Below are 14,184 nucleotides of genomic sequence, written 5' to 3' on the forward strand. Positions count from 1 at the left end.
TTTTTAAAACATTTTCTATTTTTTTTTTTTTTTTTTTTTTTTTATTTTTTTTTTTTTATTTTTATTTTTTTTTTTTTCGGCCCCGCCGCCCGGGCCGCCGCCCCCCCCCCCCCCCCCCGGGGCCGTTTCACCTTGGTTTATTGTGAGAGGAGAGCTGCCCGCATGCTGCTGCAAATGAATAAGATTACAAAATCCTACGGAGCGCTAAAGGCCAATAGCGAAGTGGATTTTTCGCTGCGTAAAGGAGAAATTCATGCGCTGGTCGGAGAAAATGGCGCTGGAAAAACGACATTGATGCGCATTTTGTACGGCATGGAGACGCCGACTTCTGGCAGCATCGTTGTAAACGGCAAGCAGGTGGCGTTTCATAGCCCATCGGATGCCATTAACAGTAAAATCGGGATGGTGCATCAGCATTTTATGCTGTTCCCAACGTTCACCATTTCTGAAAACATCGTCATCGGCCGGGAGCCCGCCAAGGCAGTAAGCTTCGATCGCAAGCAAGCGGCACTTATAACAGAGCAATTGGGCGCTTCTTATGGCATGCCCGTTGATCCGTGGAAAAAGGTAGAGGATTGCTCGCTAGGCTTGCAGCAGCGCGTAGAAATATTGAAGGTGCTGCATCAGGGAGCAGAAATCATTATTTTGGACGAGCCGACAGCGGTATTAACACCTCTTGAGGTCAAGGAGCTGCTTATTGCGATCAAGCGGCTGGCCGCACAAGGCAAAAGCTTCATTCTAATCAGCCATAAGCTGCAGGAAATTATGGATGTAGCTGATCGCATTACGGTGCTGCGCGACGGTAAGCTTAGCGGTACGGTTAATGCGGCGGATACGAGTATTGAAGAGCTGTCGCGAATGATGGTTGGCCGCGAGCTGCTGGAATTGCAGAAAGAGGCTCCAGCGAGCGGCGAGAAAGTGCTTGAAGCGCTGCAGCTTACGATAAAAGGCGAGCACGGCAAGCCGAAGCTTGATCAAGTCAGCCTTACCGTTCACGCTGGAGAAATTGTCGGCATCGCCGGTATTTCCGGCAATGGGCAATCGGAGCTGCTGCAGGCGATTTCGGGACTTGTCCCTGTCGATTCTGGAAAAATCGAGCTGCGAGGCAAAGAGGTTACAGGCGAATCTGTGCGCAGCATTCGTGAGCAAGGGCTAGCCCATATACCGGAGGACCGCTATCAATGGGGCGTGGCCAAGGACGCTACGGTGCTGGAAAATGGTCTAATGGGCCATGCCCGGCGCTATCAGCGCGGAGGCGTGCTGCGCGGAGCTGCTATCCGCCAGCTCGTAAGCGGCTGGGTTGAGCGTTTTGGCATTAAGACAGGCTCGATTTATACGAAGGCGCAATATTTATCGGGGGGCAATTTGCAGAAGCTGATTGTGGCGCGCGAGCTTGCTCAGGAAACACCTTTCCTAATTGCAGCTGAGCCCACCCGTGGCGTCGATATCGGCGCGATGGAAATTATTCATGGCGAGCTGCTGAAGCGGCGGGCTGATGGCGGAGCGATTTTGCTCGTGTCCTCGGAGCTGACGGAAATACTAAAGCTGTCCGACCGCGTGCTCGTTATGAATGATGGCCGGATCGTTGGCGAGCTGCCGGGCTTAACGGCTACCGAAGAAGAAATTAGTCTGTTAATGGCGGGAGGATAAACGGGTGGACAAGCTTAAAGGAATACTGAGGGCGTTATTGCAGCCGCTTCTCGCCATCGTTGTCGGTCTCGGAGCGGGCGCTATCGCCATCGCGATTGTTGGCGGATCTGTCACTGAGACCTATGCCGAGATGTGGAAGGGCGCCTTCGGCAGTTTTTATTTTTTCACGAATACATTAAGCCGCGCTACACCTATTATGCTGATTGGGCTTGGGGTGGCGCTTGCCTTCCGCGCAGGCTTTTTCAATATGGGCTCCGAAGGACAAATGGTGCTTGGCGCGCTAAGCGCCGCAGTGACCGCCATTTATTTGCCGGGTCCAGCTTGGTTTAAGCTTGTTGCAGCGCTGCTTGCCGGCGTAATTGCTGGCGGACTATGGTCCGCTTTTGCCGGATGGCTGGATGCCCGGTTTCGCATGAACTTATTGATTACGACCTTATTGCTTAATTATATAGCATCCTTATTTGCCGGTTATGTTGTTTCCTACCCCTTGATGGACAGATCCGGCTCGGCGGCTATGGCGCAGACGGTCATGGTGGATAAGAGCGTGTGGCTGCCCAAGCTGTTTCAAGGGATGAGCCTGCATGCAGGGTTTCTGTTCGCACTGCTTGGGGCTATAGCGCTTGCCTGGTTTATGCGTTATATGGTTAAAGGCTATGAGATCCGGATGATGGGCGGCAATCCGCTGTTCGCGAGCTACGGCGGTGTTAATCGCGGAAGGCTGATGCTGTACAGCATGTTCGCCAGCGGTGGGTTTGCCGGTCTCGCCGGAGCCGGTGAGGTGCTGGGCACCCAATACCGCTATTTGGATGGCGCGCTTACCTCACCTGGGTACGCTTGGTCAGGCATTATGGCGACGCTGCTGGCTGGATCGAATCCGCTAGGCACTGCGCTCGCTGCTATATTGCTGGCTGCGCTGCAAACCGGCGGAATGGGCGTCGAGCGCAATACCGATGTGCCGCTGGAAGTATCAAGCATTATTCAGGCCGTACTTATTTTATTTATTTCCGCAAAGTTTACTTATTCGTTCTTTAAGAAAAAGAAGAAGGCGGGGGCTTAAGGTGGATCAGCTGTTTGATGTTTCCCTGTTCGCTTCGACACTCCGCATGATTACGCCGATTTTGCTTGCAGCGCTCGGCGGTGCGTTATGCGCGCGGGTCGGCCTGTTTAACGTCGGCTTGGAAGGGCTCATTCTCATTGGCGCCTTCTCGGCGATTGTCGGCAACCATTTGACGGGCAATGTATGGCTCGCTGTGCTGTTTGCTATCGTCTGTGTGCTCGTGTTCTCCTTATTGCTTGCTTATATGGCCATTCATTTGAAGGCGAATGTCATCGTCGTCGGGATTTCGCTTAACTTTCTTGCGCTTGGGCTGACGACGTTTTCCTTGCGGGCGATCTTTGATGTCAAAGGCGCTTATTACGATAAAAGCATGGTAGGCCTGCCAAAATGGGATATTCCGCTGATTAAGGACATTCCTTGGGTCGGAGATGTCGTTTCCGGCCATTCGCCACTCGTCTATTTATCAATCGTGCTCGTCGCTTGTTTGCAGTATTATTTATTTAAAACCGTTTCGGGCTTCCGCTTGCTCGCTGCTGGCCAAAATCCGGTTGCTGCGAGAAGCCTCGGCATCAAAGTGACGCATATTCAGTATGGAGCTGTACTGATGTGCGGCGTCCTGTGCGGACTAGCTGGTGCACAGCTGTCGCTCGGTCAAGTGACTATGTTTACCGAAGGCATGACGGCAGGACGAGGCTTTATCGCGCTAGTTGCCACGATGCTTGGACAGTCTAATCCGCTTGGCGTTGCTGGTGCGAGCTTGCTGTTCGGGTTTATGGATGCGCTGAGCACCCGGCTGCAGGGCTATGCGCTGCCGGTCCATTTTACAATGATGCTGCCTTATGTAGTGACGATCATTGCGATGTTTTTCTTCAAGGATAAAAGCTATTTGGCGGAGGCGCGCAAGGCGAACGAAAGCTCGCGTTAGGAGCGCTGCTGCAAGCCGCATAATTGAAGGAGGTTTAATTGAGTATGCTTAGTAAAGCTGAACGTTTGAAAAAAGCGCCGGTTCGGCATATTGATGTGGCTGCCGAAATCGCCCACCGGGTTCCGCCTGGACAAGCGCTGACGGATCGTTTTCCGATTTTGCATGAGAATGAAGTGCCCGAATATAATATGGCGGAATGGACGCTGACAATCAGCGGTGCTGTCGAGAAGGAAACAACTTTTTCCTATGAGCAGCTGATGGCGATGCCGCAGACGACGCAGGTAAGCGATATTCATTGTGTAACCCGCTGGTCGAAGCTGGATACGAAGTGGGAAGGCGTCAAATTCAAGGATTTGCTGCCGCTGCTTGGCGTTAAGCCGGAAGCCAAATATGTGATGATTTATGCTGATCAGGATTATGAAACGAACCTGCCGCTTGAAGATTTATTGCGGGAGGATGTATTGCTTGCTCACAGCTATGATGGCGAGCAGCTGACGCCAAAGCATGGCTGGCCGCTGCGCCTCGTGGTGCCGCATTTGTATTTCTGGAAAAGCGCGAAATGGATTCGCGGCTTTGAATTTATGACAGAGGACCGCCCGGGCTTCTGGGAGCGCAATGGCTTTCACAATTACGCGGATCCGTTTGAGGAGCAGCGCTTCTCGGGAGAAGATTTGGGGCTGCCGGAAGATGAATGGCATAAAAAGGAGTGGGATTAACTTGCTGTTGCCGATTTTACAAGTGAATACAGAGGATTTGCCCGCTATTGCTATCGTTTGCGGCGATCCGAAACGCGCCGAGACGATTGCAGGGCATTTGGAGGAAAAGCGCGAGCTGGCATTCAGCCGTGAATACCGCAGCTTTGTTGGAGCCTATAAGGGAGTGCGCCTAGCGATAGTCAGCCATGGCGTAGGCTCGCCGGGTGCGGCCGTATGCTTTGAGGAGCTGATCAAGGGCGGCGTTACGACGCTGATTCGCGTTGGGACAGCGGGCTCTTATTCGGCCGATTATCCTGCCGGCAGCCTCGTTGTCAGCACGGCTGCGGTTCGCGCAGACGGCTTGACGCGCCAGCTGGTGCCAGAAGGTTTTCCAGCGGTTGCCGATCATGAAGTAAGCAGCGCCCTTTATGAGGCGGCTGTTGCGGAAGGCGGCATTGTGAAAAAGGGTATTACAGTTACGCTTGATGCTTTCTTTACAGGCGTCGTGGACATTCCGCATAAGCAGTACAAGCAGGCTGGTGCGCTTGCGGTTGAGATGGAAATCGCTGCACTTTACATCATTGCAACGCTGCGCGGCGCACGCGCTGGAGCGATTCTAGCTTTGGACGGCTATGCCGATGCAGATTTGGCGCAAGAATATGATCCGCATACGAATGTTGTGGCGGAAGCTATCGAACGGGAAATTGCTGCTGCTTTGAACGCGGCCTTGAAACTGGCAAGCGCATAAAGAAAAGGGAGTGAAGGTCAAGTGGAACAGAACGTATTTGCCTTTTTGATGTTTTCAGCAGGTGATGTGCATGGACAACCAGCTCAGCGATTCGCATCCCCATGCCTTTACTCCCGCACTTTCATTATTCGTAAATTGTGACAGCGAGGCGGAAATCAACGGGGTTTTCACGAAGCTGGAGGATAAATATGGCGTATCGTGGCAGTTGAACTTGCCTGTCCGTTCATAAGCGTTTATAGTAGGCTTTCATACGAAAGACCGCGCTCCCTTATGTGGGGAGGCGGTCTTTTTTTGTCGCAATCGTGCATTTGTTAAAGCGAATTTGTGTGTATATCGGGTTAACGTCTTGCGCCTGCTTGAGCTAATGGTTTGTAATCCGTAAGCGGCGCTAGCCATACCAGACCCGTTCCTCTGTATACGTTAACGAGACCTTCGCCCGAGGCAGCGGAGCCTAGAAGTGATTTTCCTGATTTTTCTACAGTGAAATCAAGGGAGCTCGACCACATCAAAGCAAAGTTGCCGTCTACCTTAAGCACATCATTTTGCAGCTCGACGACAACCGCTTCTTCTGAAGGGATTGGCGCTTCTATAGCGAGCACGCCTTTTCCTCTAACGCTTAAATTAAACAGCCCTTCGCCACCAAGCGCAGCCGAGGAGAGCGTCTTGCGTGCGCTTACGCTTAGTTCGAGGGTCGAGTGGCAGGCTAAAAATAGACCGTCTTCTATGACGATATGGTCGTTGTCCACGTCAATGAGCCACAAATAGCGATAGGTCGGCTCCAGCATAATCGTACCCGTCCCTTTGTATACCGGTTTGACGGCGGACGTGCCGGTTACTGCGCCAGCGACTAAATTTCGCATTAGTCCACCAACGCCTTTAATGCCGGAATTCATTTCAATATTTCCGATCATATACTGCATAGCACCGGCGCTCATCATAATTTCATTGTTGCTGAGCTCAATCATCAGCTGTTTTTTGCGCATATTGCTTTGATTCATAAAATAGTTTGCTTGTGCTTCCATCGCATTCGTGGAGCTGAGATCCTCTTTGTATTCCAAAATGCTGAATCCGCCCATTTGATCTTGAATGAAGACGTTTTTGTTTTCTTTTACATTATTTAATTTAAAAGCCATTGACGTATCTTCCTCCTGTTGCACGCATTTTATTGGATGATGAAGGTGAAGTATTTCCAGTCTCCCAATGTATTCGACAAAAAGACTCGTTTTCCTTGTAGCAGTCCAATGTCTTCCCTTGTTCAGCGTCCTCCAGCTGTGCTATAGTACGAGAGGTATCAAAATATAAAGTCTGGAGTGAACGCCGACCACGGCGCATCACGACAGGAGAGGTTCGCGAACTCCCTCTATAAAAAACTAAGGAAAATGGAATGGCAGGATGAATTCCGTTTTTTAAAATATAAGAAGGTATAAGTTTCACCTTTATACACTCTTATATTTCATCTTTGAAACGGTAGCTTTACCGCCAGAGGATGGCGACATCCGTTTCACCTTGTTTTATGGGCAAAATGTTCGAAGGATCTCTCTGCATGCTCCGGCTGTAGCCGGCATTGAAGAGAGGAGAATGAAGGATGACAGCAACACAAGCAACGCAACAAAATCAAGCAGCATCTGGCGAGCAGGCGGTGAAAAAAGCCGTCGTCGTATTTAGCGGAGGGCAGGACAGCACGACCTGTTTATTTTGGGCGCTAAAGCGTTATGACGTAGTGGAGGCTGTAACGTTCAATTACGGACAGCGCCACAAGCTGGAGCTGGACTCCGCCGCACAAATTGCACAGGAGCTTGGCGTCAAGCATCATGTGCTTGATATGTCACTGCTTAATCAGCTGGCGCCAAATGCGCTGACGAGGGACGATATTGCGATTGAGCAAACAGAAGGCGGCCTGCCGACGACATTCGTGGATGGCCGTAATTTGCTGTTTCTATCGTTCGCAGCGATACTTGCCAAGCAGATTGGCGCGCATACGGTCGTGACCGGTGTATGCGAGACTGATTTCAGCGGCTATCCCGACTGCCGCGACATTTTTATTAAATCAACGAATGTGACGCTTAATCTCGCGATGGACTACCCATTCGTCATTGAGACCCCCCTAATGTGGCTGAATAAAGCCCAAACCTGGCAGCTTGCCGATGAACTGGGCGCCTTCGAGTTCGTCAGAAACAAGACGCTGACCTGCTACAATGGCATCATTGCAGATGGCTGCGGGGAATGCCCGGCATGCAAGCTTAGATCGAAGGGCCTTCAGCAATATTTGTCTTCCCGTAAGGAGGATGTGGCCAAGTGATTCAGCAAATTTACCCTTCCGCAACACATCCCTACAGCTATGAGCTGAATAAAGATATGCATTTTGCTGCCGCGCACAGCATTCCGAGCGCCGATGCGGGCAAATGTGCCCAGATCCATGGGCATACGTATTTCGCCAATGTCACGATCGCTGGCGATGAGCTCGATGCATCCGGCTTTCTTGTTAATTTTGCACTCATTAAGCGGCTCATTCATGACCGCTTTGACCATACGTATTTAAATGATGATAACGAGCATTTCCATGCGCAAAGCGCGGAGTATTTTCCAACAACGGAAGTCGTTGCGCGCACGATTTATGAAATTACGCAAAAATATTTGGATCAGCTTGCGAACAAGCCGCGCTGTGTCCAAGTGTTTTTGCGCGAGACGCCAACGAGCTACGTCATTTACCGCCCCAAAAAGACGGCGCAGCAGTTAGCGGCTAAACAAGTCCAAGCTGAGGCGGCTGCTCCCGATGCTTAAGCAGGCCGAAGCACGTATCCCGGTTATGGAAATTTTCGGGCCGACTGTGCAAGGGGAAGGGATGGTCATCGGGCAAAAAACGATGTTCGTCCGCACAGCCGGCTGCGACTACAGCTGCGCTTGGTGCGATTCTGCCTTTACGTGGGATGGAACAGGCAAGGATGAGATCCGCATGCTCACTGCAGCGGAAGTAATGTCGGAGCTGCACGCCGTCGGTGGAGAAGCGTTCTCGCATGTGACGCTGTCTGGCGGCAATCCGGCACTGCTTCGCCATGCGGGTGAGCTGGTGCAGGGGCTGCATGCCGCAGGCATCCAGGTTGCGCTGGAAACGCAGGGCAGCAAGTGGCAGGACTGGCTGCTCGACATTGATGAGCTGACCTTATCGCCCAAGCCTCCGAGTTCCGGAATGGCGACCAACTGGGACATGCTGGACCAGATCGTAAGGCAGCTGTCAGCAGCGGAGCGCAGTTTTAGCCTGAAGGTCGTCGTATTTGACGACGCTGACTTGGCGTATGCCGCAAGTGTACACGCGCGGTATCCGGGAGTGCTTTTTTTCGTCCAAGCCGGCAATGATGACCTTGTTGAAGGCGACAATGGCAAGCTTCGCGACAAGCTTGTAGAGCGGTATGAATGGCTGATCGAGCGCGTGATGGTGCGCAGCGATATGAATCAGGTGAGGGTGCTGCCGCAGCTGCACGCTTGGGTGTGGGGCAACAAGCGCGGCGTTTAGCGAAGCGGCAGCTTTGCCGCCAGAGGACGGCTTTCGGCCGTTTACGCTTGTTCACTGTGTATAGATAGATAGGTTTATAAATAGAAGGTTTGCGATGAGTGATAAGAGAAGGAGCGAACAACGATGAGTGGAAGAAAAGAAGAAGAGCTGCAGGGGATTAGCCTGCTTGGCAATCAGGGAACAGCTTATACGTTCGAATATTCGCCGGAAATTTTGGAGTCCTTTGACAACAAGCATCCGTACCGGGATTATTTTGTGAAGTTTAATTGCCCGGAGTTTACGAGCCTTTGCCCGATGACGGGACAGCCGGATTTTGCCACGATTTATATTTCCTATGTTCCCGATGTAAAAATGGTAGAAAGCAAGTCGCTCAAGCTGTACTTATTCAGCTTCCGCAATCACGGAGATTTCCACGAGGACTGTGTGAACATTATTATGAACGATTTGATCAAGCTGATGGACCCTCGCTATATTGAGGTATGGGGCAAGTTCACACCGCGCGGCGGCATTTCTATCGACCCTTATTGCAATTATGGGAAGCCGGGCACAAAATACGAGCAGATGGCGGAAAACCGCCTGATGAACCATGATTTATACCCGGAAAAAATAGATAATCGCTAGTAGGGATAGCTGTCTCGCAAGGCTTTAACACAAGCAAAGCCTGACCCATTCTCGTATATTATAGTAGACCATGAGAAAAGGAGATGCCTTGTATGTCTTGCGATTCGTTTTGTCCAACTGTCCGGGTATTTGATCCGCCTGTAACGGTAGTAAACGATGTCTTTCATCCGCAGATCGTTGAGGTTGTGCATCAAATTAACGTCGTTAATCGCCATCATTGCGTGCCTTGTGAGAAGCACTTGTATGAATACAATTATTCCGACGTAGATGCGAGCCAAGATTCCTGCCATAAAAGCCGCCACAGCCGTGGAAGCCGCAGTAGTCGCCGTAGTCGCGGAAGCCATGGCAGCAGCTACATTTCGAAAGCGAAAGCTGCTAAGAAAAGTGTGAAAAAAGCAAAGCACTAGCGCTCGAACGGAGCTTTCGATTGTAATTAGCTTGACCTAAGTAGAGTAATAACGTCAAAAAATCCGGAATTCCTCATTAAGATGGGATTTCGGATTTTTTGCATACAGGCAATTCTACATTTTTTGCAGAGGATCTCCTATAAAATGATCAGAAAGATGGGATGAGACAGGTGGACGTGGTTTTCGCCAACTGCTATTCATCAATTAAGGAGGAATGTTATGCTGCAACTCAGGAATTACAAATTCATTTTTAGAAAGGAGCTAGTTCTCGCATTTGTGTTTGCATTCACGCTTTCCCTGTTTTTTTCAAACATACACGCAGAGGGCGCAGAATCGCAGCCTGTCACTGAACCGAAGCAAATTAAGCTGCCAATGAGCTTTGACAAAATGGATTTTAGCAAATTAAAGGCCAGCTCTCAGGAGGTTGAGCCGATTTCAGATCTGACACTTGATATTTATGCAATTTCGCCAGATTGGGATAATTACGCAGACTATACGAATATTGATGTTAATCTCAACAAGCATCTCCCTTATTTTTCTCTTGATGTTTATGCGATTGAAGGGGAGATGCTAACCTATAAAGGAAGATTGTTCAGGGACACTAAAAATATGGGGCCGGGTTACTATGGTTATGCATCTTGGACTGGAACCGTGATGCTTAATTCGGAGTATATCCAATTAGAAGAAGGCCATTATGCGATCATTCCACAGGTGGGCTTGGGAGAAGAGGACCTGCTATTGGATAAACTTATCGATGTCATTATTGATTTGACGCCGCCTGTTTCTGAGTTGAGTGAACCATCTATGACTGCAGTAGATGATGTGGGAACGATACACGGGCGTGTCATCAGCGATTTGATGATTGACGCATTGGGCGATTATTCTGGCATTACAGTGTCTGTTAGTCCTAGTAATTCTTCAAACATATATTATTATGGAACATTTGCTGAAAATGGTGAATTTAGCGTTGAAGTACCGCTTAAATATGGGCTTAACCGATTTTATGTAACCGTTCACGATGCTGCATATAACGGCAGACAGCCGATCTATACTGTCGATTACGTACGTGAAAAAGAACCGACGGAACCTGCAATTGCGGCGGTTGCTTCTAAAATTGAAACAGCAATCGGTGAGACTTTTAAGATTGCTATAGATTTTGCCCGTGTTCATGACTTGTATGCCGCACAGTTCAGTCTAACGTATGACAGCGCATTGCTTAAGGGCTCAACTGGGCCAAGTGTAGCACTTGGAAATCATCAGCAGCAAGCGAATGCTGGAGCAGCGCTCATTACGAGTGAGAAAACAGTCGAATTAGGCAATGGGCGCGTGCGCACCGACTATATTGTATCGCTGGTCGGGGATATATCGGGCTACAGTGGCTCAGGAACTTTTGCTACCCTTCATTTTTCAAGCATGACAGCAGGAACATTCCGTTTTGATCTATCTCAGGTCCAGGCGCTGAACAGCAATGCAGAGGCGATTGAATATGAGTCGGTGAAAAATACAGTAGTAACCGTATCGAGAGGTCAGGGTGAGCAAAAACATACGATTTCTGGGCAGGTTTCAGCGGAAGCATTCAGCAGTGGCGTTGATTATAGCACCGTGTGGTACGATGGCACAGATGCTGTTCATAAAGTGGTTGTTGAAGCAATTGATTCAAATGGAGCTGTAGCTGCAATCGGCGAGGTTGCTGCGGGTGGAAGCTACACCCTAAAGGTTCCTAATGGAACGTTTAAAGTACGCGTCGTCGTTCCTGGGCACCTATCGGCCGAAACATCTATTGAAGCGAACCGCGATGTGACCATTAATTTCGGCCCGCTTGAGGCAGGGGATGTAGATGGGAATCGAAAAATAGGACTAAAGGATTTGCAGCTTGCAGCCAAGCAGTTCGGCAAATCTAAGGGGAGCGGCTGGCTGAACGCTAAAGCGAGCAGCGCAGATATTAACCGAGATAATGAGATTGATTTGCTTGATATTTCTTTTATTGTAGCGAACTATAAATTGTAAATAGCAGTAGGGCAATTAGAGGTAGCAAAATTCAACGGGGAGGAATCTTATGGTGCATTTCATGAATTGGAAATCTGTCAATAGAAGGCAGCCGACGTTTTTATTTTTGCTGCTACTCACACTCTCCCTTTTTATTCCGGGTACCCAGGTGGAAGCGGCAGAGTCAGAGGCAACCGTTAAAACGAAACAAATTAAACTGCCCGCCCGTTTTGAAGAAATGGATTTGAGCAAGCAGCAAGCTGTTTCCTCACAAGTAGCACCGATGACAGATCTACATTTGGAAAATCGGGCAATTTCACCAGATTGGGATAATTACGCGGACTTTACGCACATTTCTTATTTGATAAACGTGTATCTTCCCTATTTTTCTTTGGATGTATTCGCTATTGATGGAGATACCCTAACCTATCAAGGAACTGTGAGCCGTTATAATACTAATGTTGCCGCCGGCGAGCATGGAATTAGATTTTGGGGGGGAGAGGTGTGGCTTGGCTCTAACCAAATTCAATTATGGGATGGTCACTATGCCATGGTACCGCGAGTAGGACTGGAAGACGGGGATTTGCTGATGGATCAGTTGGTGGATTTCGTAATTGATTTTACTTCGCCTGTTTCTGTACTGGGAAATCCCTCTATTACAGTGGAAGATGGTATAGGTACGATACATGGTCGTGTCATTAGTGATCTAATGGTTGATGTATTGGGAGATTATTCGGGGATTACGGTGTTTGCTAATCCCTCTAATGATTCAAAAGTCCAATATGATGGAGTATTTGACGACGACGGAAATTTCAGCATCGAAGTACCGCTTAATTATGGGAAAAATTATTTTTATATTACAATTCATGATGCTGCTTATAATGGCGCGCGGGAGAGCAGCCACGAAGTTAGGTATGAACGTATAAAAGAGGACACAACCCCTGAAATTGCGGTGGTTGCTTCTAAAACCGATGTCACAATAGGAGAAGCGTTTGACGTTTCCGTAAATTTCGCTCGGGTTACTGATTTATACGCTGCCCAGTTTAGTCTGACCTATGACAGCAAACTGCTCAAGGGTTCGATTGAACCCAGTGTCATACTGGGAAATTATCAACGGCAAGAGTATGCTACAACGTCGATTATTACGAGTGAAAAAACAGTTGATCTTGGAAATGGTAGCGTGAGGACCGACTATGTTGTATCGTTGGCAGGAGATATTGCGGGCTATAGCGGTAATGGAAGCTTTATGACCATTCACTTCTCAAGCATGGTACCTGGTGAGTTTGGTTTTGTGCTATCTAATGTGCAAGCAGTAAACAGCAATGCGCAAGCGATTAAATTTGAAACGGTGAAAAATACGTCAATATCGGTTGTGAGTGGGCCAGGTGAGCTGCAACATAAAATTTCTGGCCAAATAACGGCAGAAGCATTTGGAAGCGATATAAATTATAGTACGGTTTGGTATGACGGAGCAGAAGGCGTTCACAAAGTTGTAGTAGAAGCTGTTGATTCAAAGGGCTATGTGGCAGCAATTGGCGAGGTCAAGGCAGACGGAAGCTACACCCTAAGAGTTCCTAATGGTACATTTAAAGTACGCATCGTTGTTCCCGGACATGTAACGGCCATTCAATCTATTGAAGTGAACCGTGATATTACACTTAATGTCGGACCAATGAATGCAGGTGATGTGGATGGCAATGGAAAAATAGGCCTGATCGATTTGCAGTTCGTTGCTAAACAATTTGGCAAATCAAAGATCATTGGCTGGTGGGACTTTAAAGCGAGCGGCGCTGATCTTAATCGTGATAATGAAGTGGATTTGCTTGATATTTCCTACATTATTGCGAATTACAGCTTAACTTAGCTATAAAGCCTTGGCATTAATATAGAAAGAAAGAATGCACATGGATATTTTCAGAGTATAATTTAAGGGTGAATCGCTCTGGCAGCTGATTCGCCTTTTTGTTATTTTTATGCGGCTTCACTATCAATCTTCATGGGCGGATTTTATCGCGGCTGCTTATTCCGACACGAGGGAGCAGCTTAAAACGAAATTCGGTAAAGTGCATAGTGGAAAAAATGATGCTGTCGACTATCTCATAACCGACATCGTCGCGAGCCAAAAGCCCGATTGCGACAACGCCTCGATCTATCCGTTTACAGCTCGGAAGGGGGACATGGCTTCGAAATTGTACGAGGTTTATCCGAGCAATGGCTGGTCCAGGCTTGGACTGAATAGGGAGGAGCTTCATGACATTCAGCGGTTGCCAGATGTTTTTAAGGAGAAGATAGCTCCCGACTTTCATATTTACTTCGATAGGAACCTGATACCGCTTGAACAGGGCTGCAAAAAAGAGTGGGTTTGAATGTTTTTAAAGTTTTTTTGAAAAAACACTTGCAATAGTATAGGAACCCATGGTATATTCTAATTCCGGCCGAGAGATACACGGTTCGGACGCAAGAAACAAGCAAAAGAAATTGTTCTTTGAAAACTGAACAACGAGTGAAACTGCCACATTAACTTCGTTAATGTAAAGCGATACAAAAAAGTAATGAGCAAGTCAAACACCTAAATGGAGAGTTT

At 48.6% G+C, this 14,184-nt stretch carries 14 protein-coding genes, 1 pseudogene and 1 riboswitch; of the genes and pseudogenes, 14 read left to right on the forward strand and 1 reads right to left on the reverse strand.

The features are described 5' to 3' along the window. Positions 1-162: 162 nt before the first annotated feature. From AC50YG_RS31625 to AC50YG_RS31650, 6 genes and pseudogenes are all read left to right on the forward strand, one after another. A complete protein-coding gene (locus tag AC50YG_RS31625; RefSeq protein WP_494832833.1) occupies positions 163-1,650 on the forward strand; it encodes an ABC transporter ATP-binding protein in 1,488 nt (495 codons plus the stop codon). A gap of 4 nt (positions 1,651-1,654) precedes the next feature. Next, entirely contained in the window at positions 1,655-2,707 is a 1,053-nt protein-coding gene (locus tag AC50YG_RS31630) for an ABC transporter permease (protein WP_341281833.1), read from the forward strand. 1 nt (position 2,708) lies between these two features. After that, positions 2,709-3,632 (forward strand): ABC transporter permease, encoded by a 924-nt coding sequence (locus tag AC50YG_RS31635; RefSeq protein ID WP_056040066.1) that lies wholly within the window; start codon positions 2,709-2,711, stop codon positions 3,630-3,632. Positions 3,633-3,676: 44 nt separating this feature from the next. Further along, positions 3,677-4,348: a sulfite oxidase-like oxidoreductase gene (locus AC50YG_RS31640; protein WP_494832836.1), complete on the forward strand. Its 672-nt coding sequence runs from the start codon at positions 3,677-3,679 to the stop codon at positions 4,346-4,348. Position 4,349: 1 nt separating this feature from the next. Beyond that, positions 4,350-5,075, forward strand: coding sequence for a nucleoside phosphorylase (locus AC50YG_RS31645; RefSeq protein WP_494832858.1), 726 nt, complete (start codon positions 4,350-4,352; stop codon positions 5,073-5,075). 55 nt (positions 5,076-5,130) lie between these two features. Next, positions 5,131-5,304 (forward strand): annotated as a pseudogene (locus AC50YG_RS31650) (VOC family protein); the annotation flags it as partial. Positions 5,305-5,413: 109 nt separating this feature from the next. On the opposite strand, the gene AC50YG_RS31655 reads toward AC50YG_RS31650, so the two are convergent. Then, on the reverse strand, positions 5,414-6,208 hold the full coding sequence (locus AC50YG_RS31655; RefSeq protein WP_473761601.1) for an AIM24 family protein: 795 nt from the start codon (positions 6,206-6,208) through the stop codon (positions 5,414-5,416). A 203-nt stretch (positions 6,209-6,411) separates the two neighbouring features. Beyond that, positions 6,412-6,455, forward strand: a riboswitch (PreQ1 riboswitch). 205 nt (positions 6,456-6,660) lie between these two features. On the opposite strand from AC50YG_RS31655, the gene queC reads away from it, so the two are divergent. The 8 genes from queC to AC50YG_RS31695 all read left to right on the forward strand — a co-directional run bounded on the left by queC (position 6,661) and on the right by AC50YG_RS31695 (position 13,966). Continuing rightward, positions 6,661-7,374 carry a 7-cyano-7-deazaguanine synthase QueC gene (queC, locus tag AC50YG_RS31660; RefSeq protein ID WP_494832838.1) on the forward strand — a complete coding sequence of 238 codons (714 nt, stop codon included), beginning with the start codon at positions 6,661-6,663 and terminating at the stop codon, positions 7,372-7,374. Continuing rightward, positions 7,371-7,856, forward strand: coding sequence for a 6-pyruvoyl trahydropterin synthase family protein (locus AC50YG_RS31665; RefSeq protein ID WP_473761596.1), 486 nt, complete (start codon positions 7,371-7,373; stop codon positions 7,854-7,856). The genes queC and AC50YG_RS31665 overlap by 4 nt, the downstream gene beginning before the upstream one ends. Then, on the forward strand, positions 7,849-8,586 hold the full coding sequence (queE, locus tag AC50YG_RS31670; RefSeq protein ID WP_473761594.1) for a 7-carboxy-7-deazaguanine synthase QueE: 738 nt from the start codon (positions 7,849-7,851) through the stop codon (positions 8,584-8,586). Before AC50YG_RS31665 ends, queE begins: the two co-directional genes overlap by 8 nt. A gap of 123 nt (positions 8,587-8,709) precedes the next feature. Next, positions 8,710-9,207, forward strand: a complete 498-nt coding sequence (queF, locus tag AC50YG_RS31675; protein ID WP_494832841.1) for a preQ(1) synthase — start codon at positions 8,710-8,712, stop codon at positions 9,205-9,207. A gap of 92 nt (positions 9,208-9,299) precedes the next feature. After that, a complete protein-coding gene (locus AC50YG_RS31680) occupies positions 9,300-9,614 on the forward strand; it encodes a hypothetical protein (RefSeq protein ID WP_494832845.1) in 315 nt (104 codons plus the stop codon). 219 nt (positions 9,615-9,833) lie between these two features. Beyond that, on the forward strand, positions 9,834-11,621 hold the full coding sequence (locus AC50YG_RS31685) for a hypothetical protein (protein WP_494832850.1): 1,788 nt from the start codon (positions 9,834-9,836) through the stop codon (positions 11,619-11,621). Positions 11,622-11,670: 49 nt separating this feature from the next. Continuing rightward, on the forward strand, positions 11,671-13,464 hold the full coding sequence (locus tag AC50YG_RS31690; RefSeq protein WP_494832852.1) for a cohesin domain-containing protein: 1,794 nt from the start codon (positions 11,671-11,673) through the stop codon (positions 13,462-13,464). Between the two features lie 109 nt (positions 13,465-13,573). Continuing rightward, the gene (locus tag AC50YG_RS31695; RefSeq protein WP_494832854.1) at positions 13,574-13,966 is read left to right on the forward strand and encodes a hypothetical protein; all 393 of its coding nucleotides are present in this window, start codon (positions 13,574-13,576) and stop codon (positions 13,964-13,966) included. Positions 13,967-14,184: the final 218 nt, after the last annotated feature.

This window comes from Paenibacillus sp. J31R34, assembly GCF_059383715.1.